We start from the raw sequence: 21,244 nt of genomic DNA on the forward strand, positions 1-21,244 counted from the left end.
TCAGGACGACTTCCTGAGGATCGCGGAGGCATGCGGCTCCAGTGAGCTGCCGTCTGCCGCGATGTCCCAACGCCAGTACAGATCTCCGTTGACCAGGCCCAACAGCCGCGTGGCCGCCGAATAGTCCTTGGCGTGCTGGCCGCGCATCACGAGGTCCGTGGAGAGCTGGATCTGCGGACCCTTGATGCTGCCGTAGTACAGCTCTGCGATACCGCCCGGGTGGACGATTGTGGCCGTGATGTCGAACCCGCCCGCATCATTACGGAACTGCTCGACCTCGTCAGCGCTCTTCAGGGCAGGCACGATGTCCGCCGGCGACAGGCCGGGCCCGACGTCGGCATCGTTCAGTTTGCGGTCCAACGCCCAGAAGCCGGTCTCCACCGACAGCGGACGAAGGGTATTGCCCTCTTCATCCGTCAGCCAGCTCTCAGCGGTGTACTGCACGTAGGGCAGCCCGTGCTGGGTGAACACGGCACGCTGGAAGAAGTGCTCGGAATCAGCGGTGCCCTCGCCCAGCCTGCCGGAGCCCTCCCACGTTCCCAGAAGCCAGGACAGCGGAACGAGCTCGGGAGTCAGGTCCGTCGGTATCTCAAACGACATGGATCAGCGAACGCTACTTCTGGCCCTTGTACAGGCGCGTGACGACGAGTGCAGCGAAGCCGGCCATGCCGAGGCCCGCGATCACCAACAGGGAGATGAAGAAGATTTCCAGCGCAAGAATTGACATGCTTCCATCCTAACGCCGTGTTTCCGCCGGGTGCGCCACTCTGGACGGTTCCGGGAGACACGCGCGTCAGCTCAGCAGGAGCCGCTCGAGGAAATAGGCGAGCGAGCCGATGCCCAGGATCGGAGCGACTCCCACGGCGAGCACGGCCGCCGGATTGAGCGGCGTATCCCTGCTGATGACGAGCCGCCGGCCGGCCATGACGACGGCGCCGCACACCGCGCCGATGATTGCGGCGGCAAGGCCCTCGACATCCGTGAAGATCAGCGCGCACAGTGGTCCGGCGAGCGCCGCGAGGACAACACCGAGCGGCCCGACCATGCGGTCAGGCCAGGGCAGCAGGGCCGTGGCGATTGCGATCAGGACGCTGATTCCCGTCACGAGGGTGACACCGGAGCTGCCCGCGTTCACTCCGAGGTTCTCGGCAGCGACCCAGCCGGCGCCCAGCGCGATGAGCAGCACGCCGGAACTCGCGCCGAGCGTTGATTCGAGGCGGTGACTCTGGCCGGTACCCCGGAGGAGCTGAATGAGGAAGATTGCCCCGACACCGAGGGCCACAGCAACCGGGAGCCAGGTCAGCGCTGCCCCCGAGGGGGAGAAGTAGGCGGCGGCGGTGGCCGCAAGGGCGCTCAGCGCGATGGCCGCGGATTGGCTCTTGCGCGCCGGGACTCCCAGCAGATGCGGCCACCCGATCGCGGCCACGAGGATCAGAACAACGACGGCGACGGCGCTCACCGTCAGCGACACGTAAGAAGCGCCGACGACAGCTATCAGTGCTACCGCCGCAACCAGTGCCGCCATCATCATTCTCACCCCTGCAATACTGCACTACCCACGCGTGAGGCGTCGAAAGCGGCAAATCCGTCCGTGGCCTTCCCGGCGGGATCATTCCCGCGGTGTAGCGAGGGATCAGCCGTTTCGGACGCGATGTTACGGGGGTGCCCCGGGTCACACCGGTATACTGGACTGCAATCCGCTGTCGGCCTGCCGGAACGTCCTGCTGTTTTCGGCACGCGGTCACCGCTGCGCCCGCCCGATGATGCGCGTCCCAATCCCTGGAGGACACATGCCGCACATCCTGATGCTGACGAACAGCCCCGGCTCCTCCGTGGAGATCCTCCCGGCGCTCGAGCTCCTCAACCACAAGGTGCACATCCTTCCCGCCGAGCCCACCGCGCTGCTCGAAACTGAACCGTCCGACGTCGTCATCATCGATGCGCGGAAGGACCTGGTGGGCGCCCGCTCACTGACGCAGCTGCTGCGCGCCACAGGGCTCAGTGCTCCGCTGATGCTGGTTCTCACCGAAGGCGGCATGGCGGCCGTCGCCGCCAACTGGCTGGCCGATGACGTCGTCCTCGACTCCGCCGGCCCGGCGGAGGTAGAGGCGCGGCTGCGCCTTGTCATTTCTCGGGCACATACCGCGGCCGAGGAGGTATCGAGCGAGATCCATGCCTCCGGCGTCGTCATTGATGAGGCCAGCTATACCGCGCGGGTGGGCGGCGAGCCGATGAACCTCACCTACAAGGAGTTCGAGCTCCTGAAGTACCTCGCGCAGCATCCCGGCCGGGTTTTCACCCGTGACCAGCTGCTGCATGAGGTGTGGGGCTACGACTACTACGGGGGCACCCGGACCGTCGACGTGCACGTGCGAAGGCTGCGGGCCAAGCTGGGCCCGGACCATGAGCAGTTGATCGGCACCGTGCGGAACGTCGGCTACCGGTTCACGCTCAGCCGCCAGAGCGGTGACTCGGCAGTCAGTCAGCAGGCATAACGTCAGCCGGCAGGCATAAACAAAGGCTCCCTCCCGCGCTGCGGAGAAGGAGCCTTTGTGTTTGTGGAGGACATACGGGTCGAACGTATCGAGGGCGCCCCACTGGCGCATCCCCCCGGTTGCACTCTTTCGAACGCTTGAAAAGCCTACCCCACGCCGCCCGACGCCGCCAAAATCCTCCCGGAATGGTGGTGCCCGCGGCTACGCTAATCAGATGACTGCAGCTGACGCACCCACCTGGCCCATCCGCACCATCGGCGGTGTCCCACGCGCTGAGGTCCTGCAGGACATCCTCGGCCTCGCCCGTGCTGCGGAAGACGCGGACGGCAACCCTCCGCTGTCCGAACAGACGCTGGTCAACCTGCGTACCTCCTCAGGACATCCGGATTCTCTGCTGGTGTTTGCAACTTATGCCAGTGACGGAAACGGCATCGGCGAGGCGGGTGAGGAGCTGGCCGGCGTCGCCGTCGTCAGCCTTCCACGTGGCGAAAGCCAACCCGGCGTGCTTGAGCTCGTGGTCCGGCCCACCTACCGCAACCAGGGCGTTGGCAGCAGCCTGGTGCGCGTGCTGCAGGACCGCCGGTTGCCGGACCTGCGGGTGTGGTCGCACGGGAATCATGCGGCCGCCGTCGAACTCGCCGGCAAAGCCGGGTTCATCCCGGTCCGTGAACTGTGGCGGATGCGGCAGACGCGCGCCGCACTCGAAGCGACAGTGCCCGACGCCGTGGTGCCTGACGGAGTGCGCCTGCGCACCTTCGAACCGGGCAAGGATGAGCAGGCCTGGCTTGAAGCGAATGCTGCCGCCTTTGCACACCATCCTGAACAGGGCGCCATGACCCGTGAGGACCTGGAGTCGCGGATGGCGGAGGACTGGTTCGATCCACAGGGTTTGATCCTTGCGGTCCGGGAGTCGGACGGGGAGCTGCTCGGTTTCCACTGGACCAAGGTGCACCCCCGCAGCGGCAAACACCCTGCCATCGGCGAGGTGTACGTCGTGGGAGTGACTCCCGCTGCGCAGGGCATGGGACTCGGAAAGGCCTTGACGATTGCCGGAATTGAACACCTGCACTCGCTCGGGCTGCAGGCCATCATGCTGTACGTCGACGCGGACAATACGGCCGCCGTCGCGCTGTACCGTTCGCTGGGCTTCACCCGGTGGGACGTGGACGTCATGTACGCACCAGGTAATACAGCCGGCAACTTGTAAGGTTGAGCAGGGCCTTCACCTGTCCTGCCAGGGCAGGCAGCGCCCCACGCCGGAACCACCAAAGGAGACACTATGGAAGCCGAAACCGCCGCTCGGGTACCGGCACGGTACGGATCATCCGAAGTAGCTCCCGCCCGGGCCACCCAGGACCGCATCGACATCCCGGAGTTCGCCCCGAGCCTGCTGCCGTCAGGCGATATTTCCGCCGACCGCTTCCTGGACCGCGAGCTGAGCTGGCTGCACTTCAACGCCCGAGTACTGGACCTCGCCGAAGACCCGGACCTGGCGCTGCTGGAACGCGTCAACTTCCTGTCCATCTTCGCCTCCAACCTGGACGAGTTTTTCATGGTCCGCGTGGCCGGCCTGAAGCGCCGGATCGCCACCGGGCTGGCCGTCCCGTCCGCCGCCGGCCTCAGCCCCATTGAGCAGCTCGAGACGATCATGGCCGACGGCCTCGCGCTTCAGCGCCGCCATGCCGCCATCTTCGCCGAGCACATCCGGCCCGCACTCACCGGAGAGAACATCCACCTCACCACGTGGGATGAGCTGGATGAAGTTGCACGGCAGGATCTGAACAAGCTGTTCGCCGAGAAGGTCTTCCCCATCCTGACGCCGCTCGCTGTCGATCCGGCGCACCCGTTCCCGTACATTTCCGGGCTCTCTCTGAACCTCGCCGTCGTCGTGCGTAATCCGGTGAGCGACAAGGAACTCTTCGCTCGCGTGAAGGTACCCGACCAGCTGCCGCGGCTGATCTCCGTTGACGGGCCGCGCGCGGGGAACGTGGCAGGCCGGACTGCCCGTTTCATTCCGCTGGAGGAGGTCATTGCGGTCCATCTGGACCAGCTGTTCCCCGGCATGGAGGTCCTCGAGCACCACACCTTCCGGGTTACCCGCAATGAAGACCTCGAGGTTGAGGAGGATGACGCCGAGAACCTGCTGCAGGCGCTCGAGAAGGAGCTGCTGCGGCGTCGGTTCGGCCCGCCCGTCCGGCTTGAGGTCACCACGGACATCAACCCCAGCATCCGCGCCCTGCTCTCCCGCGAGCTTGGTGTTGAGGATGCGGAGGTCTATGACCTGCCCGCTCCCCTGGACCTGAGGGGCCTCAGCGTCATCGCCCGTATTGACCGCGGCGACCTCCACTATCCGAAGCACGTGGCGCACACCAGCCGGGACCTCAATGAGAGTGAAACCTCGAAGGCCGCGAACGTGTTCGCAGCGATGCGGCGCCGGGACATCCTCCTGCACCACCCGTATGATTCCTTCTCCACTTCGGTGCAGGCTTTCCTCGAACAGGCCGCGGTGGACCCGAAGGTCCAGGCGATCAAGCAGACGCTGTACCGGACCTCCGGTGACTCCCCCATTGTCGATGCGCTGATTGATGCTGCTGAGGCGGGCAAGCAGGTGCTCGCGCTGGTGGAGATCAAGGCCCGCTTCGACGAGCAGGCGAACATCTCCTGGGCGCGGAAGCTGGAACAGGCAGGCGTGCATGTCGTGTACGGCATTGTGGGCCTGAAAACCCACTGCAAGCTCTCCCTCGTGGTACGCCAGGAAATCGACGGACTCCGCCGCTACTGCCACATCGGCACCGGCAACTATCACCCGCGCACTGCCCGCTACTACGAGGACCTCGGGCTGCTCACCGCCAACCACCAGGTGGGCGAGGACCTCTCACGGCTGTTCAACCAGCTCTCCGGCTACGCCCCGAAGTCGACCTTCAAACGGCTTCTCGTAGCGCCGCGCTCGGTCCGCTCCGGCCTGATCGAACGCATCGAGCAGGAAATCGCCAACAGTCAGGCCGGCCTCGAAGCCCGCGTCATCATCAAGGTGAACTCGATCGTTGACGAGTCACTGATCGATTCCCTGTACCGGGCCTCGCAGGCCGGAGTTCGGGTGGACGTAATAGTGCGCGGCATCTGCTCGATACGTCCCGGCGTTCCGGGCCTCAGCGAGAACATCACCGTCCGGTCTGTTCTCGGCAGGTTCCTGGAGCACTCACGTGTCTTCGCATTCGCGAACGCAGGAGATCCGGCGGTATTCATTGGTTCAGCTGACATGATGCACCGCAACCTCGACCGCCGGGTCGAGGCGCTGGTCCAGCTGTCCTCACCCGAACACATCACCTACCTGCTGTCACTGATGGACCGCTACCTCGACAGCGGCACGGCGAGCTGGCACCTGGACAGCGACGGAGAGTGGATCCGGCACCACAAGGACGACGACGGCAATCCCCTGAGCGACGTGCAGTCGTGGTTATTGGCCTCCCGTTCCCGCAGCCGTCTGCGGCCCGCCCGCCAGTGATGACGCAGCCGGACACAGCGGTAGAGAGCAGGCAGAGCAAGAAGGGCGCCGCCGTCGTCGCTGCCGGTGCACTGTGCTGGCGCAGGCGCTCGGGTGCGCTGGAAGTCCTTCTCATCCATCGTCCCCGCTATGACGATTGGTCCTGGCCGAAGGGCAAGATCGACGCGGGTGAGACCACACCCGAGTGCGCCGTACGCGAGGTCCGTGAGGAAATCGGCATTACGGTGCAGCTCGGCATCCCTTTGCCGACCATCGAGTACCCGGTGGCGTCCGGCCTGAAGGTGGTGCATTACTGGGCAGCGAAAGTTGACGCCGCCACCCCCCAACCGGATGGCAAGGAGGTGGACGACTTCCTGTGGTGCTCTCCCGAACGCGCCGCCGAGCTGCTCAGCAACCCCTCGGACAGAGAGCCGCTGAACGCCCTGGTTGAAGCGTTTGCTGAGGACCGTCTGGCCACCTGGCCGCTGATCATCGTCCGCCATGCGAAGGCCAAGCCGCGGTCCTCGTGGACCCGCGCAGAGGGCGAGCGACCGCTGGCCGCGTCCGGGCGGCGGCAGGCACAGGCCGTCAGCCGACTGCTCGAGGCCTGGTCCCCCGAGCGCATCATCAGCAGCCCGTGGGACCGCTGCGTGCAGACGATCATGCCGTATGTGAAGCGTTCCGACGCGAAACTGAAACTCGTGGACGCCATTACGGAACGCGACGCCGCCCGCAAGCCTGGACGGGCCAGCAACACCGTTGAGAAGCTGTTCGACCGGCGCGTTCCGGTGGCTGTGTGCAGCCACCGCCCGGTGCTGCCGCTGCTGTTCGACGTACTCCGTGGGCACATGCCGTCCCAGCTGGGCGAGCTGCTGCCGGCGTCGGATCCGTACCTGGCTCCCGGTGAGGCGATCATCTGCCAGGTCAATTGCAGGAAGGCTGGCAAGGTTGTCTCCGTCGAGCAGTTCCGTGCCTACGACGACTGATTCCGGCCGTGTGGGATCCGGTCTTAGACTAAATGCCGTGACTACTCCGGTTCCCACACCCTACGAAGACCTGCTCCGCGACGTCCTGGCTAACGGGACCCCGAAATCGGACCGGACCGGCACCGGAACGCGCAGCGTTTTCGGGCGGCAGCTGAGGTTCGACCTCGCGGAGTCCTTCCCGCTCATCACCACGAAGCGGGTGCACTTCAAGTCAGTGGCCCTGGAGTTGCTCTGGTTCCTTCGCGGCGACTCCAACGTGTCCTGGCTTCAGGAACGCGGGGTGCGGATCTGGAACGAATGGGCTGATGAGGACGGCGAACTTGGCCCCGTCTACGGCGTCCAGTGGCGTTCGTGGCCCACGCCCGATGGCGGCCACATCGACCAGATTGAACGCCTCATCGATGGGTTGAAGACCAACCCTGACTCCCGGCGGCACATCGTCTCGGCCTGGAACGTTGCGGATATCGAGAGCATGGCACTGCCTCCCTGCCACGCCTTCTTCCAGTTCTACGTGGCGGACGGCAAGCTTTCCTGCCAGCTCTACCAGCGCTCCGCGGACACCTTCCTCGGCGTACCGTTCAACATTGCGTCCTACGCGCTGCTCACCCTCATGGTGGCGCAGCAGGTGGGCCTTGAGCCCGGCGAGTTCGTCTGGACCGGCGGCGATGTCCACATCTATGACAGCCATGTTGAGCAGGTTGCCGAACAGCTCTCCCGCGAGCCCTACCCCTACCCCGCACTGCGCCTGAACCGGAAGCCCGAGAGCATCTTCGACTATGAGCTTGAGGATTTCACGGTGGAGAACTACCAGCACCACCCGACCATCAAGGCGCCGATCGCCGTATGAGCGAGTCCCTGAGCGCCGCTGCGCTGGTCGGCAGCCCTGTTGTAGGGATGATCTGGGCACAGACAGTGGACGGCGTCATCGGCCGGGACGGCACCATGCCGTGGCACCTGCCCGAGGATCTGGCACACTTCCGGCGCACCACGCAGGGGCATCCCGTCATCATGGGACGGCGCACCTGGGAGTCCTTCCCGGAGAAGTACCGCCCATTACCCGGCCGCACCAACATTGTGGTGAGTAGACAGGATCCGGACCCGGCAGAATACCGGGGCGCCGTCGTCGTCGGCTCGCTAGAAGAGGCCGTCAGCGAGGCCCAGCGCAGTGAGGGTGCCGACGAGATCTGGATCATCGGCGGCGGTCAGGTGTATGCGGAAGCGGCCCAGCACGCGAACGCCGCTTATGTCACGGTGATCGACTCAGCGGAGGAGGGTGACACCTACGCTCCTGCACTCGCGAATTCCTGGAATCTCGCCGGAGTTGAGCCGTCCGAGGGCTGGACCACCGCGCAGAACGGAACCCGGTTCCGGATTAGCCTGTGGGCCCGGGCGGAGCAAGGTGGGCAGCCCTCCCCATCGCGGGATACCCGCCCCGCTGGGTAGTCTCAGTAGCGGGACGAAGATCAGGCAAGGTAAGAGGCACGGGGAAAAATGACTGGGACGCTGGGGGCAAACCCGGATCAGCTGCGCTCGCTGGCGCAACACTGCAGTGCAGGGGCACAGTCCCTGCTCGACATCTCCGCCAGCGTCTCCGCGGTGGTCAATAATCCCGGGTTCTGGAAAGGCAGCGACGCCGACCAGACGCGCCAGCAGTGGAACACTGTACTGCGGATGCAAATCCTGTCCGCTTCCAACAGTCTCGATCGAGCCAAGTCCGAATTGCTGGAGCAGGCCGTTGACCAGGAGCGCACAAGTTCAGACGCTGATGGGGCTGGCGGGCCGGGCATGACACCGGCGGGCGGATCGGAACGTATGCCCATCCCCGGAGAAGACGGTAACGTGCCGGGTCCGGACTGGTTACTCGGTCCCGATTCGCCGTTTCGTGACGGCTGGGATATGTACCAGCTCATCAAGGCGTTCCCGAACATGCGCGCCGGGCTCTTCGACATCGGCGCGATGCTGACGCCGGCTCTGCGGAGCGGCTTCGGCGACCCTGCCGCCTGGACTGCGCTGCGCAACTCGAACATGCTCAGCGGCTTCTTCAACACCTCCGGCGACCTCTTCGACGGGAACTGGCATACGGCGCTGAACCTGACTGAAGGCTCCCGAGCCTTCGCTGCATTCGATGTGCTGGGCAAGGGGCTCGGCGTCGTCGGCACCGGGCTGGACCTGTACGACACGATCAACCACCTGAATAACGGGGACACGGGCGATGCACTTTACTCCGGTGCCAAAACGGTTCTCGGGGTCGCCTCCTTCCTTCCCCCACCAGTAGGCACAGTCGCCATGGTGGCCAGTGGAGCCCTTGCCATCTATGACAACGTTCCGGTGGTGCACGACGCCGTCAATGCTGTGGGCGGGGCAATCGCCGATACCGCTGAGGATGTGGGCGGCGCCCTTTCCGACGGCGCCGAAGCCGTCGGTGATTTCTTTGGTTTCTAGGACTTCAATCGCACGAGGAGCAGCACGATGACCGAGACCGTGTCGAAGCCTGAGCAGGCCGACAGCCCGTATCCCGACGCCATCGGATTCGGGTTCGCCGAGGTGGCAGCTCTGCTGAGCCTCGCTCCGGGCGCAGCCGCAACGGCGAGTGCCGCAGCCTTGCGGGTGAGCGATGAAGTCGGTGACACCCGCATGGTTGCGGCGGGCGGCTCCTCCCTTGTGGCACGCGGCCTGGCCTTTGCTGACAGCGACGGCGTGCTCTCGGTCGGCGGCCCTGTGGCTGCGGTGACCCGTGCACTTACGACCGCCCGGCGCAGGATCGAGATCAGCCTGGTAGCGCCCGATTACTCGGACAGCGTGGTCTCCATCGAATCCGCGGAGTACGAGATACTGATGCAACCGCGCAGCCACCTCACCTGGTTCGCGATGGCCAAGCGGCCTGACATCACCAGCGCTGAAGCAAACCTTTTCATCGTGCAGTCTCACTGTGCTGAACATCCGGACGGCGGTGCACTGGTGAAGAACCGGGAGACCCCTGAGGCCGGTGAGTTGCTGATCAAGGTGGAAGAGGGCGCCTGGACTGTTGGACGCCGACTGCCGGGCGCGGATTCCGTTGAATCAAAGCGGGGCCTGTCCGACGGCGATGTGCTGGCCCAATTACGCGCACTACGACAGGACTGAAGCATTGGTCTACAACGCCGAGCGGGAACGCCGGGATGCCGTAACAAGGGCCGCACACGAGGATCAGGTGGCGCGGACCGGTGAGAATCGAGTGCTGACGCGCGGGATCAACGGTGAACTCGTCAGCTATACCCGCGATGAGTACGGTGTGGGGCGTCTCGGGTTGGGTCCGCGCATCAACACGCGCTGGGGGCATCTTGTCTATGTTCTCGCTATTGCGGTCATCATTGGCATCTTTGTCTACCTTCCCCTGCGGAACCTTCTGGTTGAGGGCGATTCAGGGATGCTCGGATTCCTTGTTATTCCGGCTCTCCTGGTGATACTCGAGATCTTCGCCGTCAAAAACCTCGTGCGGGAGTGGCGCGCACACAAGCTGCGCGAGGCGCGCGGGCTGCCGCGGCCCGCCTACTGAGCCGCGCGGCGTCGTCGCCCTACGGCTGTGACGTAACTGACCGGCACGAGAGTGGCATCCTCGCCTAAACTGGAGGCATGACAACCGCTGCGCACCTGTCCTCGTCCGCGCCCTCCGTCGGTTTGGTCGGCTGGCGTGGGATGGTCGGCTCCGTCCTGATGCAGCGCATGCAGGATGAGGGCGATTTCCGTCTCATCAACCCGGTCTTTTTCTCCACGTCCAATGCCGGTGGCGCGGCTCCGTCGTTCGCCGAGGGCGCCGGTCCGCTGCAGAATGCCTATGACGTCGAGGCCCTGGCAAAGCTGCCCATCATCGTTTCCGCCCAGGGCGGCGGGTACACCTCAGAGGTGTACCCCAAATTGCGCGACGCCGGGTGGGACGGCCTGTGGATCGACGCCGCCTCCACGCTGCGCATGGAGGAGAGCTCCATCATTGTGCTGGACCCGGTGAACCGGGACGTGATCGATGCCGGGCTCGCCCGCGGTGTCCGCGACTTCATCGGCGGCAACTGCACGGTCTCCTGCATGCTGATGGGCCTCGGCGGGCTGTTCAGAAACGGCCTGGTTGAGTGGGGAACCTCCATGACTTATCAGGCAGCCTCGGGCGGCGGAGCCCGGCATATGCGCGAGCTGCTGAACCAATTCGGGTCCATCCACGGCGCAGTCGCCCAGAATCTGGCAGACCCGGCGTCAGCAATTCTCGACATCGACCGCGCAGTGCTGACCCAGCAGAAGAATCCGGCCATGGACGCCTCCCAGTTCGGCGTACCGCTTGCTGGATCGGTAATTCCCTGGATCGACGCGGATCTCGGCAACGGTCAGTCGAAGGAAGAGTGGAAAGCCGGCGCGGAAACCAACAAGATTTTGGGCAAGGACATCGAGGGAGCCCGGATCCCCTTCGACGGACTGTGCGTACGGATCGGCGCCATGCGATCACACTCCCAGGCGCTCACGCTGAAGCTCACAGAAGACCTCTCCGTGACTGAGATTGAAACACTGATCGATCAGGACAACGAGTGGGCAACGGTGGTCCCGAACACCAAGGAAGCAACCCTGCAAGGCCTTACCCCGGTGGCGGCCAGCGGTACCCTGCAGATTCCCGTTGGGCGAATCCGCAAACTCGAAATGGGGCCGGAATACATCAGCGCGTTCACTGTGGGAGACCAGCTCCTGTGGGGTGCTGCCGAGCCGCTTCGCCGCGCGCTCCTGATCGCAACCGGCAATCTCTAGGGCTGCTTCCCTACCGGGGTCTAACCCGGCTGCTCCGGTCTGCCGGCGTAAATACTTTCACGACCCGCTGCTGTCTGCCATGGGTTGCTGTGCCGACCCAGTTTCGGGACTAATGATGATCAGATCAAGATAGGCCTTGAGTGTTTGCGGGACATCAACGTCCTCCGGATTGAGAAGCCACTGGGTTTGAATGCCGTCCCACAGGGCAACAATCGTGGGTCCGGCGATGCCCGGGTCAATGCCGGGCCGCAGTCGTCCGATGCTGGCTAGATAACGCAGTTCGTTGCTGTACTCCCCTCTGAGGCGCTCAAAGCGCTTCACGAAGTACTCCCGGGCGGGGTGGTCCTCGGTGGTCGCTTCTCCACACAGCACCGAGTAGAGCTCGATCAGATGGGGAACGCCTTCGTTATTCTTCGCTTGCTGAACGACGACCTCGGTGAAATGCTCGCGCGTCCCCGGGGTGTCAGGACTGATTTCGTCACGGTACTCAAGGACAGCCACAAGAAGCTGCGCCTTGGTTGGAAAATGATGCAGCAGTGTCGTCTGTGCGATTCCAGCCCGGTCGGCAACCTCCTGGATGCTCCCGGCGCTGTAGCCCTTGGACCCGAACACGGCTACCGCAGCCTCCAGGATTTCACGCTGGCGCGCGGCAGTTTTCGCGTAAGGTCCGCGTGTGCCTCCCCGGGCAGTTGACTTGGTTTGCATGGAGCCAAGTCTAGGTGGCCTAAATATAGAGTAACTACTCGTTTTTCATGTTATCCTCGTCATATCGACATCCTGAACTCTTGACTACGCCCTCGCGGTTGCGAGACGAACTCTGAGGCGAGAACGCGTACCACCTATCACTCGGCACCCCGGGTCGAAGCTGGTGCTCGGATTGAAGTTGCGCAACGTCGTCGCCGTTCCCATAGGCACGGTCGGCGCTATAGGCACCCATTCAACAGGCAAGGAGGCCTCCTGATGGCTACCCTGAATCAGGCCCATACCCAGCCGCGCTCGGCGGGGCGATCGCCGAGAACGGCGCAGAAGGGACGCAGCACACGTAAGGCGGTAGCCGTCTTCGTTGCACCCTTCGCAGTGCTCTTTCTCCTCTTCTACGCGGCGCCCATCATCTTCGCGGTCATCCAGTCGCTCCTGACGGTTGAGCGTGAAGGAACGTTCGGTCCGCCGCAGCAGGTCTTCGGCGGTCTCAGCCAGTACGCGCTCGTCTTCCAGGACCAGGCGTTCTGGGCCTCCGTGGGCCGGGTACTGCTCTTCGGCGTCGTACAGGTGCCGATCATGCTGGGCATGGCGCTGCTGTTTGCACTACTGCTCGATTCGCCGCTCCTCAAGGGAAAGAAGTTCTTCCGGCTGGCTTTCTTCGCCCCGTACGCGGTGCCGGGCGTCATCGCGGCAATCATGTGGGGATTCCTGTACTCCCCCTCACTCTCGCCATTCAGTGCGGTCACCTCGGAAATCAACTTCCTCGACGGTTCCCTGGTCTTGTGGTCCATCGCGAACATCGTCACCTGGGTGTACGTGGGCTATAACATGCTCATCATCTACGCGTCGCTGCTCGCTATTCCCACGGAAATCTACGAGGCGGCACGGCTTGACGGCGCCTCCAACGCGCAGATCGCCTGGCGGATCAAGATCCCGCTGGTGACTCCGGCTATCATCCTCACGGCCGTTTTCTCCATCATCGGCACGCTGCAGCTCCTCGCTGAACCGCAGACCCTGCGCAGCTTCAGCTCGGCGATCAGCAGCACCTACACACCGAACCTCGCGGTCTACACCACCGCTTCTGTGCCCAACTACAACCTGGCCGCTGCGTTTTCCGTCGTTCTGGCACTGGCCACGTTCATCCTCTCCTTTGTCTTCCTGAAGGCAACCCAACGGAAGGTATCCCAATGAGCGCGCCAACCGTTCCCCTGTCGACCGCGGAGAAGATCCATTCCCGCGGACCCCGGCAGAGTGTCATGTCTCGCGCCGCGGCGATGCTCATCATGGGCGTCTTCACCCTCTACTTCCTGACCCCGATCTGGTGGCTGCTCGTCACCTCCACGAAGTCCGGCAGCGAAATCACAGGGACGGCAGCGCTCTGGTTCACACCGAACTCCATCTCGACGTTCTTCACCAACCTCATCGGGCTCTTCCAGTATCAGGATGGGTTGTTCGTCAAATGGTTGGCCAACAGCGCCCTCTACGCGGGAGCTGGCGCGGTGCTCGGCACGATCATCGCCGCCATGTGTGGCTATGCCCTGTCCAAGTACGAGTTCAGGGGCCGGGAACTCATCTTCAATGTTGTCCTAAGCGGTGTGTTGGTACCGGCCACCGCGCTGGCGCTGCCGCTATTCCTGATCTTCAGCGAAGTGAACCTCACCAACACCTACTGGGCGGTCTTCCTGCCCAGCCTTGTGAGCCCCTTCGGTGTCTACCTTGCGCGGATCTACGCCGCGGCTTCGGTTCCCGGGGAACTCCTCGAGGCTGCCCGGCTGGACGGCTCCGGTGAGGTGCGAACCTTTTTCACTGTCTCCAGCCGCCTGATGGCACCGGCCCTGGTCACGATCTTCCTGTTTCAGTTCGTCGCCATCTGGAACAACTTCTTCCTCCCGCTGATCATGCTGCGCGACCAGGCTCTCTTCCCGGTGACGCTGGGTCTGTACGCGTGGAACAGCCAAATCAGCCAGATCCCGGAGCTGCGCACGTTCGTGATTATCGGCGCGCTCGTCTCCATCGTCCCCCTCATCATCGCTTTCCTCGGCCTGCAGCGCTTCTGGAGCAGCGGCCTCGGAGCCGGAAGCGTCAAATAAACCCTTCCACCCATCGGCAGGCGCCCGCCTACCGGTACCGTCCATACGAAAAGGAACAACAGAATGCGTATGTATCACGGAAAGACCGCCGCCGTCGTCATAATTTCCGCGCTGGCCCTCACTGGGTGCTCCGGCGGAGGATCTTCTGCCGGCGCTCCCGAAGCAGTGACGTGCGAACCTTCCACCGAACCCGTGGAGCTCACCTACACTACGTGGGTTCCCGGTATGGACCAGGTGGTGGAGCTGTGGAACGAGGAGAATCCCGACATCCAGGTCACCGTCCAGACCGGCCCCAACGGGAACGCCGGCACGTACCGGAACTTCTTCAATCAGTTGCAGGCGGGCAATGCCCCTGACCTCGGCCAGATCGAGTATGACGCCCTACCCAACTTCCGGGTCCAGGACGGTCTGGAGAACATCGCCACCTGCGAAGGCGTCACCGAAGCAAGTGACCAGTTCATTGACTGGACCTGGAACCAGGTGACCTTCGGGGAAGAAGACGCCGTCTACGCGGTTCCGCAGGACAGCGGCCCCATGGCGATGTTCTACCGCGCCGACCTTTTCGAGCAGGCCGGCATCGAAGTGCCGACCACCTGGGAAGAATATGCAGCCGCGGCAGAGAAGATCCGCGAGGAAGACGGATACATTCACAACTTCCAGCGCGCGGACGTGAACTGGTTCGCCGGCCTCGTCTGGCAGGCCGGGGGCGAGTGGTTCAGCAGCGAGGACGATGGCTGGGAGGTCAACCTGACCGGTGAAGAGTCCATGCAGGTTGCCGAGTACTGGCAGGGAATGCTCGAGGACGACCTTGTGTCCACGGTGCCCTCCTTCTCCGATGAGTGGAACGCCTCAATCAGCGAAGGCGACCAGTGGACCTGGGTATCCGCTGTCTGGGGCACCAGGCACCTGCAGGCCGCTGCCCCGGACAGCGCAGGCAAGTGGGCAGTTGCCCCGATGCCGCAGTGGGACGAAGGCCAGAGCTCAGCCAGCAACTGGGGCGGCTCCACCACAGCAGTTCTGAAAGGATCCGATCACCCCTATGAAGCGGTGCAGTTCGCGTTGTGGCTGAACACCGATCCCGAAGCACTGGCTCTCGCAAACGAACTCGGCGGGCTCTACCCGGCGGCTGAGGCTGGCGCCGACCTCGAAGCGTTCAGCGGTAAGTCGGAGTTCTTCGGCGGGCAGGCTGTCTATGACGTCTTCGCCGAGGCCGCGCAGAACGTCGACCCCGAGTTCACTTGGGGACCAACCATGACCCAGACTTACACCGACGTTTCCGACGGCTTCGGGGCCGCCATCGCAGGCGAGTCCACCCTCATGGAAGCCCTCCAACGCGGCGAACAGCAAACCATTGAGTCACTGAAGGCGCAGTCCATTCCTGTAGTCGAGTAACGCGTCGCAGGAACCAGTTTGCCCACTCAATCGGCCTGACACGGTTGATTGAGTGGGCCCCTTCACGGCCGGGCATTTCTGTCAATCATTACGGCCGTCGCAACCATAATCGTCCTCCATCCTCGTAGCGTGGAGACCTCACTGAAGGAGCCGTCAAAGTGATCCCCCGCCGTTCTGAAGTTGCCGCCTACATCACCGATACCGCCCCCGGCGGAGGAAACCGCCTCCCTGCACGGTCCTGGCTGCGCAGCGACGCTCCGTCACTGACGCTCGACGGTGAGTGGCGCTTCCGCCTCCTCCCCGGCGTGCCCGGCACGCCCGGCGGTCGAGGCTTCCTCCCCCAGGGCGAGGCGCCCGAGAGTATGGCCACAGAAGAGTACGACGACGCCGCGTGGGACACGTTGCCCGTTCCATCGCACTGGGTGCTTGAAGGTGACGGTGCCTACAGCCGCCCGATCTACACGAATGTCCAGTTCCCCTTCCCATGCGACCCGCCGTTCGTCCCTGATGAGAACCCGACCGGGGACTACCGCCGCACCTTCGAGATTCCGGCGGAGTGGGTCCAGGCTGAACGCATCGTGTTGCGCTTCGAGGGCGTCGAATCCCGCTACAAGGTATGGGTCAACGGCGAAGAGATCGGCTGGGGGGCAGGCAGCCGTCTGGCCCAAGAATTCGATGTCACGCCAGCTTTTCGGGCCGGAACCAATACGATCGCCGTCCGCGTCCATCAGTGGTCCGCTTCAAGCTACGTCGAGGATCAGGACCAGTGGTGGCTCCCGGGCATTTTCCGCTCCGTAACACTTCAGGCACGCCCGGCTGGTGGAATTGAGGATTTCTGGCTCCGCACCGGTTACCACGACGGAATCGGGACGCTCGATCCAGAGGTGATCGCACCGGCGTCGTCATTCCCCATCCGCCTCAGCATCCCGGAGCTCGGGATCGACGTCGAGTGGGCCAAACCCGCGGATGTCGCGCCGCTTGAGGTGGGCAGCGTCCAGGCCTGGTCCGCCGAAATACCGCAACTCTACGACGCGACTGTCGCCAGCACCACGGAGACAATCGCGCTGAGGATCGGGTTCCGAACCGTAGAAATCATTGGCGACCAGTTCCTGGTTAACGGCCGTACAGTGACCTTCCACGGCGTGAACCGGCATGAGACCCACCCCGAACAGGGACGTGTATTCGACGAAGACTTCGCCCGCGAAGACCTTCTACTCATGAAGCGCTTCAATGTGAACGCCATCCGCACAAGCCACTATCCGCCCCACCCGCGGCTGCTCGAACTGGCGGACGAGCTGGGCTTCTGGGTCATTCTCGAATGCGACATTGAGACGCACGGGTTCGAGCGGCACGACTGGGTCGGTAACCCGAGCGACGACGCTGCTTGGAATGATGCTTACCTCGACCGCATTGAGCGGACGGTGGAGAGAGATAAAAACCACCCGTCCATCGTCATGTGGTCCCTTGGTAATGAATCCGGTACGGGCGCGAACCTCGCTGCGATGTCCGCGTGGGTACATGCCCGGGACACCGGAAGACCCGTCCACTACGAAAGCGACTACACGGGCGCCTACACAGACGTTTACTCGCGCATGTACTCCACAGTGCCTGAAACGGAGACAATCGGCCGTGACGGCGACACCAATCCGCTGCTCGGCTGCTCGGCCGCCGAGGCTGCCCGGCAGCGTACCAAGCCGTTCATCCTGTGCGAGTACGCCCACGCGATGGGCAACGGCCCCGGTAACCTCTCACTCTACGAGGCGCTTGTCGACCGGTACCCGCGACTGCACGGCGGGTTCGTATGGGAATGGCGCGACCATGGACTCCGTACCCGCACCTCCGATGGGACCGAGTACTTCGCCTATGGCGGCGACTTCGGAGAAGAAATCCACGACGGAAACTTCGTCCTCGACGGTCTCGTACTCTCCGACTCCACACCGACCCCCGGCCTCTACGAGTTCAAGGCCGTCGTCGCCCCCATACGGATCTCCTTCGAATCACCGGGCGGAAAGGACGCTGGAAGCAAGCCCCTCCTACGCGTGCGGAATCTCCGCCATACCGCGAGCACCGAAGACCTCACCTTCCGTTGGCGGCTGGAGGATAACGGTGAGACGGTCGCCTCCGGTGAGCTCTCGATTCTCGGCCAGCACGGCGGGCCCCTCGAAGCCGGCGAGGAAGCAGTGCTCGCGCTGCCCACCACGGGGCAAGGCTGCCGGGGAGAGGCGTGGCTGACCGTCGAAGCCGTTCTCGCCAAGAACACGCCGTGGGCGGAAGCAGGACATGAGATCTCCGCCGCACAGATGCAGCTCGCTGAACGATCCGCGCCCGCCGGTCCGCGACCGGTCCTGGGTTCGCTTGCACCGGCCGTCGGCACCAACCGACTTGAGCTTGGCCCGGCCGTGTTCGACGACGGCCGCCTCGTCGCGCTGGCAGGCCTGACAGTAGAAGGCCCACGCCTGGAGCTCTTCCGCGCCCCCACCGACAACGACCGCGGCCGGTTAGTCGGCAGCTACATCGACTCGGACCCCTGGGCACCCGATGCCCACGGCGTCCCAGGCAACGGCCGACCTGGCCCGTCATCGGCGGAACGCTGGCACTCGGCCGGGCTGAACCGTATGCACGGAAGGGTTGAATCAATAGAAACCAAAACGGGCGCCGTGCACGTCCGCACCCGCTACGGGGCCGCGGACCAGGCCCGTTGCGTCACCGTCGATGAGACGTGGCAACTCGACGGACAGTGCCTATGGCTGCGCATCGATCTCCTTCCCAGCAGCGGCTGGGAAGGCGTCTGGCCACGCGCAGGAGTTCGTTTCGGTCTACCTGACACCGTGGACGGCGCCTCCTGGTTCGGTCTCGGCCCGCACGAATCCTACCCGGACAGTGTCCACGCGGCTTTGGTGGGGCGGTACCAGGCTGGTATCGACGAGCTCCCCGTCAAATACGGGCGCCCACAGGAAACAGGCCACCGCAGCGGCCTGCGCTCCCTCGATCTCCGCACCGGGGCCCACCCATGGCTGCGGATCGACGCGTTCCCGGATCCGCAGGGACGCCTGCCCGGTTTCACGCTGTCCCGACACACAGCCCAAGAGCTCGCCACCGCAGCGCACCCGCACGAACTACCAGCCTCGGATCGCTCCTGGCTTTATCTCGACGCAGCACAGCACGGGCTTGGCACCCGCTCATGCGGGCCGGATGTATGGCCAACAGCGGCTCTCGCCCCGGAAGCCCGCAGCCTGACCCTGCTCATGTCCGCCACTGCATAGCGGCCAGCCTGCGTGCGCCCTCTCGAGGAGACCGGGGAAGTTCGAATCTGTGTACTAGAAAAATGTCAGAGGTACGGTGCAGACTGTTCTGCATGACGCAGATTCCGGTAGATCAGATCCTTACGCGGTACTTTTCGGCGAGCGCCGCGGGCAGGCATCCCGCCACGGTTGAGCGCTACAGGCGCGTATTCGACCACCTGCGACTGTTTCTGGACCGGGAGGGCCACTCCACGGTCAGTCCGGATACGGCCGCGCTACTCGCCCTGGAGCGGCAGTTCGAGCCTGAGGGCGCCTTCGAGCGGATACTCGGTGCGGAAGAGCTCGTCTTCGCACTCCCCCGGTTCCTCAGCGCCGCGTGGCTGCTACCGGATTTCCACGACCGGCTCGCTCAGATCAGCCTGGTCTCACGGCTGGTCCAGTGGCTGTGCAGCCGGGAGCTGGTGGACAGCCGGTGGCACCGCCACGCCGTCATGCAGACCCGGGCGGCAGCCGAGAAAGCGCGGCGGCGGGCAACGACGTGAAGGGCAGGCGCCCTGCGGTGCACGCTCCCCAGAACTAGTTCAGGGAACAGCCGATCAGCAGGGGTTCCGGGTGCAGACGGATGCCGAATCGATCCTCCACACCATCGGCAACCAGCCGGGCAATACTCAGCAGGTCTTCCGCCGAGGCCTCGCCGCGGTTTGTGACGGCGAGGGTGTGCTTGGTCGACAACGCGGCCCTGCCGCCCGCCGCGCGGTGGCCGGCATCATCTGCCAGGCCAAATCCCTTGCCGAAACCTGCATGCTCGATGAGCCAGGCCGCACTGAGCTTCACGGAGCCGTTGGGCATCGGGTACCGGGGCGCCTCCGCCGGCAGGGACTCCGCCTCTGCCGCGTCGACAACCGGGTTGGTGAAGAATGATCCGGTGCTGTAGGTGTCGCGGTCTTCCGGGTCCAGCACCATGCCTTTCGTTGCACGCAGCTTGAGGACGGCACGTCGCACATCGGTGGCGTAGGTCCGTCCCCCGGCGTCGATACCGAGTTCGCGCGCCAGCTCGGCATACCGTACCGGTGCGCTCATGCGGCCGAGTCCCAGCTGGAACTGAACCGTGAGCACCACATAACGGGGAGATCCGGCGTCGGTCGTGCGCTTCAGGAGGGAATCCCGGTACCCGAACTTCAGGTCAAAGTTGGCCAGGGATTTGATGGACCTGGTCTCGCGGTCATACGTGCGCACCATGGCGATGGTGTGGGACACCTCTGATCCGTACGCGCCGACGTTCTGCACGGGTACCGCCCCGGTGGAACCGGGGATGCCAGAGAGCGCCTCCAGCCCGGAGTAAGCGTGCCGCACTGTGTACTCGACGAGCTCATCCCAGGGTTGGCCGGCCTGGGCGGTAACCATTACGCCTCCGCAGGTGGCGTCGTCGTCGTTCACTGTGAAGCCGGTCGAAGCAATTTTGACCACTGTTCCGGCGAAGCCGCTGTCCGCCACCAGCAGGTTCGAACCGCCGCCAATCAGCAGGAGCGGCTCCCCCGCCTCATCGGCGGAGCGGATCGCCTCGATGAGTTCCGCTTCAGTGCGTGCCACCACGAATTTGCGGGCGGGGCCGCCGACGGCCGACGTGGTGAACTGGGCGAGGGATGTCACCAGATCCGCACCACTGCCTGTGCCTTGACGAGCACCTTCTGTCCCCCGGCGGAGACGGTCAGGTCAATGCGCGCAGTCGAATTGTCCGGGTCCACAGCCCCGACAACTCCGACAACCTCGATGACCGCCCCGGCACTGCCAGGCTGCGCCGTGGTGTCCTCAACAACAACCGGCCGGGTGAAGCGGGTCTGGTAGTCGATCACGGCGGCGGGATCACCGATCCAGTCGGTTACTGCCTGGACCGCCGCGCCCATGGTGAACATGCCATGGGCGATGACTCCGGGTAGGTCCACACCCCGGGCAAAGGATTCATTCCAGTGGATGGGGTTGAAGTCACCGGATGCTCCTGCGTACTTCACCAGGTCCAGCCGGGTGACGTCGAGGGAGGAACGGCCGATTTCCTGGCCCACTTCAAGATCTGTCAGCGAAATTGTCATGC

General features: G+C 64.3%; 20 protein-coding genes. 15 read left to right on the forward strand and 5 right to left on the reverse strand.

Annotation, left to right across the window (positions count from 1 at the left end):
* Positions 1 to 600 (reverse strand): heme-binding beta-barrel domain-containing protein, encoded by a 600-nt coding sequence (locus tag AC1MBU_RS13960; protein ID WP_479787599.1) that lies wholly within the window; start codon positions 598 to 600, stop codon positions 1 to 3.
* Between the two features lie 193 nt (positions 601 to 793).
* Positions 794 to 1,531: a hypothetical protein gene (locus AC1MBU_RS13965; RefSeq protein WP_471672016.1), complete on the reverse strand. Its 738-nt coding sequence runs from the start codon at positions 1,529 to 1,531 to the stop codon at positions 794 to 796.
* Positions 1,532 to 1,790: 259 nt separating this feature from the next.
* On the opposite strand from AC1MBU_RS13965, the gene AC1MBU_RS13970 reads away from it, so the two are divergent.
* From AC1MBU_RS13970 to asd, 10 genes are all read left to right on the forward strand, one after another.
* Positions 1,791 to 2,495, forward strand: a complete 705-nt coding sequence (locus AC1MBU_RS13970; RefSeq protein WP_056543925.1) for a winged helix-turn-helix transcriptional regulator — start codon at positions 1,791 to 1,793, stop codon at positions 2,493 to 2,495.
* A gap of 214 nt (positions 2,496 to 2,709) precedes the next feature.
* Positions 2,710 to 3,702 (forward strand): mycothiol synthase, encoded by a 993-nt coding sequence (gene mshD, locus AC1MBU_RS13975; RefSeq protein ID WP_056543922.1) that lies wholly within the window; start codon positions 2,710 to 2,712, stop codon positions 3,700 to 3,702.
* Positions 3,703 to 3,774: 72 nt separating this feature from the next.
* On the forward strand, positions 3,775 to 6,000 hold the full coding sequence (locus tag AC1MBU_RS13980; protein WP_471672018.1) for an RNA degradosome polyphosphate kinase: 2,226 nt from the start codon (positions 3,775 to 3,777) through the stop codon (positions 5,998 to 6,000).
* Positions 6,000 to 6,965 (forward strand): NUDIX hydrolase, encoded by a 966-nt coding sequence (locus AC1MBU_RS13985; RefSeq protein ID WP_479787603.1) that lies wholly within the window; start codon positions 6,000 to 6,002, stop codon positions 6,963 to 6,965. The genes AC1MBU_RS13980 and AC1MBU_RS13985 overlap by 1 nt, the downstream gene beginning before the upstream one ends.
* Positions 6,966 to 7,002: 37 nt before the next feature.
* Positions 7,003 to 7,812 carry a thymidylate synthase gene (locus AC1MBU_RS13990; protein WP_277358695.1) on the forward strand — a complete coding sequence of 270 codons (810 nt, stop codon included), beginning with the start codon at positions 7,003 to 7,005 and terminating at the stop codon, positions 7,810 to 7,812.
* Positions 7,809 to 8,408, forward strand: coding sequence for a dihydrofolate reductase (locus AC1MBU_RS13995; protein ID WP_346027209.1), 600 nt, complete (start codon positions 7,809 to 7,811; stop codon positions 8,406 to 8,408). Before AC1MBU_RS13990 ends, AC1MBU_RS13995 begins: the two co-directional genes overlap by 4 nt.
* A 48-nt stretch (positions 8,409 to 8,456) precedes the next feature.
* Entirely contained in the window at positions 8,457 to 9,407 is a 951-nt protein-coding gene (locus tag AC1MBU_RS14000; protein ID WP_479787606.1) for a hypothetical protein, read from the forward strand.
* A 27-nt stretch (positions 9,408 to 9,434) separates the two neighbouring features.
* Positions 9,435 to 10,088 (forward strand): hypothetical protein, encoded by a 654-nt coding sequence (locus AC1MBU_RS14005; RefSeq protein ID WP_479787609.1) that lies wholly within the window; start codon positions 9,435 to 9,437, stop codon positions 10,086 to 10,088.
* Between the two features lie 4 nt (positions 10,089 to 10,092).
* The gene (locus AC1MBU_RS14010; RefSeq protein ID WP_479787611.1) at positions 10,093 to 10,500 is read left to right on the forward strand and encodes a hypothetical protein; all 408 of its coding nucleotides are present in this window, start codon (positions 10,093 to 10,095) and stop codon (positions 10,498 to 10,500) included.
* A gap of 77 nt (positions 10,501 to 10,577) precedes the next feature.
* Complete coding sequence (gene asd / locus AC1MBU_RS14015) at positions 10,578 to 11,729, forward strand: aspartate-semialdehyde dehydrogenase (RefSeq protein WP_056543905.1); 1,152 nt, start codon at positions 10,578 to 10,580, stop codon at positions 11,727 to 11,729.
* Between the two features lie 57 nt (positions 11,730 to 11,786).
* On the opposite strand, the gene AC1MBU_RS14020 is transcribed toward asd, so the two are convergent.
* Positions 11,787 to 12,434 (reverse strand): TetR/AcrR family transcriptional regulator, encoded by a 648-nt coding sequence (locus AC1MBU_RS14020; protein ID WP_346027213.1) that lies wholly within the window; start codon positions 12,432 to 12,434, stop codon positions 11,787 to 11,789.
* A 255-nt stretch (positions 12,435 to 12,689) separates the two neighbouring features.
* On the opposite strand from AC1MBU_RS14020, the gene AC1MBU_RS14025 reads away from it, so the two are divergent.
* From AC1MBU_RS14025 to AC1MBU_RS14045, 5 genes are all read left to right on the forward strand, one after another.
* The gene (locus AC1MBU_RS14025) at positions 12,690 to 13,622 is read left to right on the forward strand and encodes a carbohydrate ABC transporter permease (RefSeq protein WP_479787613.1); all 933 of its coding nucleotides are present in this window, start codon (positions 12,690 to 12,692) and stop codon (positions 13,620 to 13,622) included.
* Positions 13,623 to 13,687: 65 nt separating this feature from the next.
* Positions 13,688 to 14,521, forward strand: coding sequence for a carbohydrate ABC transporter permease (locus AC1MBU_RS14030; RefSeq protein ID WP_479789798.1), 834 nt, complete (start codon positions 13,688 to 13,690; stop codon positions 14,519 to 14,521).
* A gap of 63 nt (positions 14,522 to 14,584) precedes the next feature.
* The gene (locus tag AC1MBU_RS14035; protein ID WP_479787615.1) at positions 14,585 to 15,913 is read left to right on the forward strand and encodes an ABC transporter substrate-binding protein; all 1,329 of its coding nucleotides are present in this window, start codon (positions 14,585 to 14,587) and stop codon (positions 15,911 to 15,913) included.
* A 158-nt stretch (positions 15,914 to 16,071) separates the two neighbouring features.
* Complete coding sequence (locus AC1MBU_RS14040; protein ID WP_346027216.1) at positions 16,072 to 19,176, forward strand: glycoside hydrolase family 2 TIM barrel-domain containing protein; 3,105 nt, start codon at positions 16,072 to 16,074, stop codon at positions 19,174 to 19,176.
* Positions 19,177 to 19,268: 92 nt separating this feature from the next.
* Positions 19,269 to 19,697 carry a hypothetical protein gene (locus tag AC1MBU_RS14045; protein WP_277358706.1) on the forward strand — a complete coding sequence of 143 codons (429 nt, stop codon included), beginning with the start codon at positions 19,269 to 19,271 and terminating at the stop codon, positions 19,695 to 19,697.
* A gap of 34 nt (positions 19,698 to 19,731) precedes the next feature.
* On the opposite strand, the gene AC1MBU_RS14050 is transcribed toward AC1MBU_RS14045, so the two are convergent.
* Positions 19,732 to 20,805, reverse strand: a complete 1,074-nt coding sequence (locus tag AC1MBU_RS14050; protein ID WP_479787617.1) for a UDP-N-acetylmuramate dehydrogenase — start codon at positions 20,803 to 20,805, stop codon at positions 19,732 to 19,734.
* Positions 20,802 to 21,242, reverse strand: coding sequence for a MaoC family dehydratase (locus tag AC1MBU_RS14055; protein ID WP_277358708.1), 441 nt, complete (start codon positions 21,240 to 21,242; stop codon positions 20,802 to 20,804). The genes AC1MBU_RS14050 and AC1MBU_RS14055 overlap by 4 nt, the downstream gene beginning before the upstream one ends.
* Positions 21,243 to 21,244 lie beyond the last annotated feature (2 nt).

The organism is Arthrobacter sp. PTI12 (assembly GCF_056679915.1).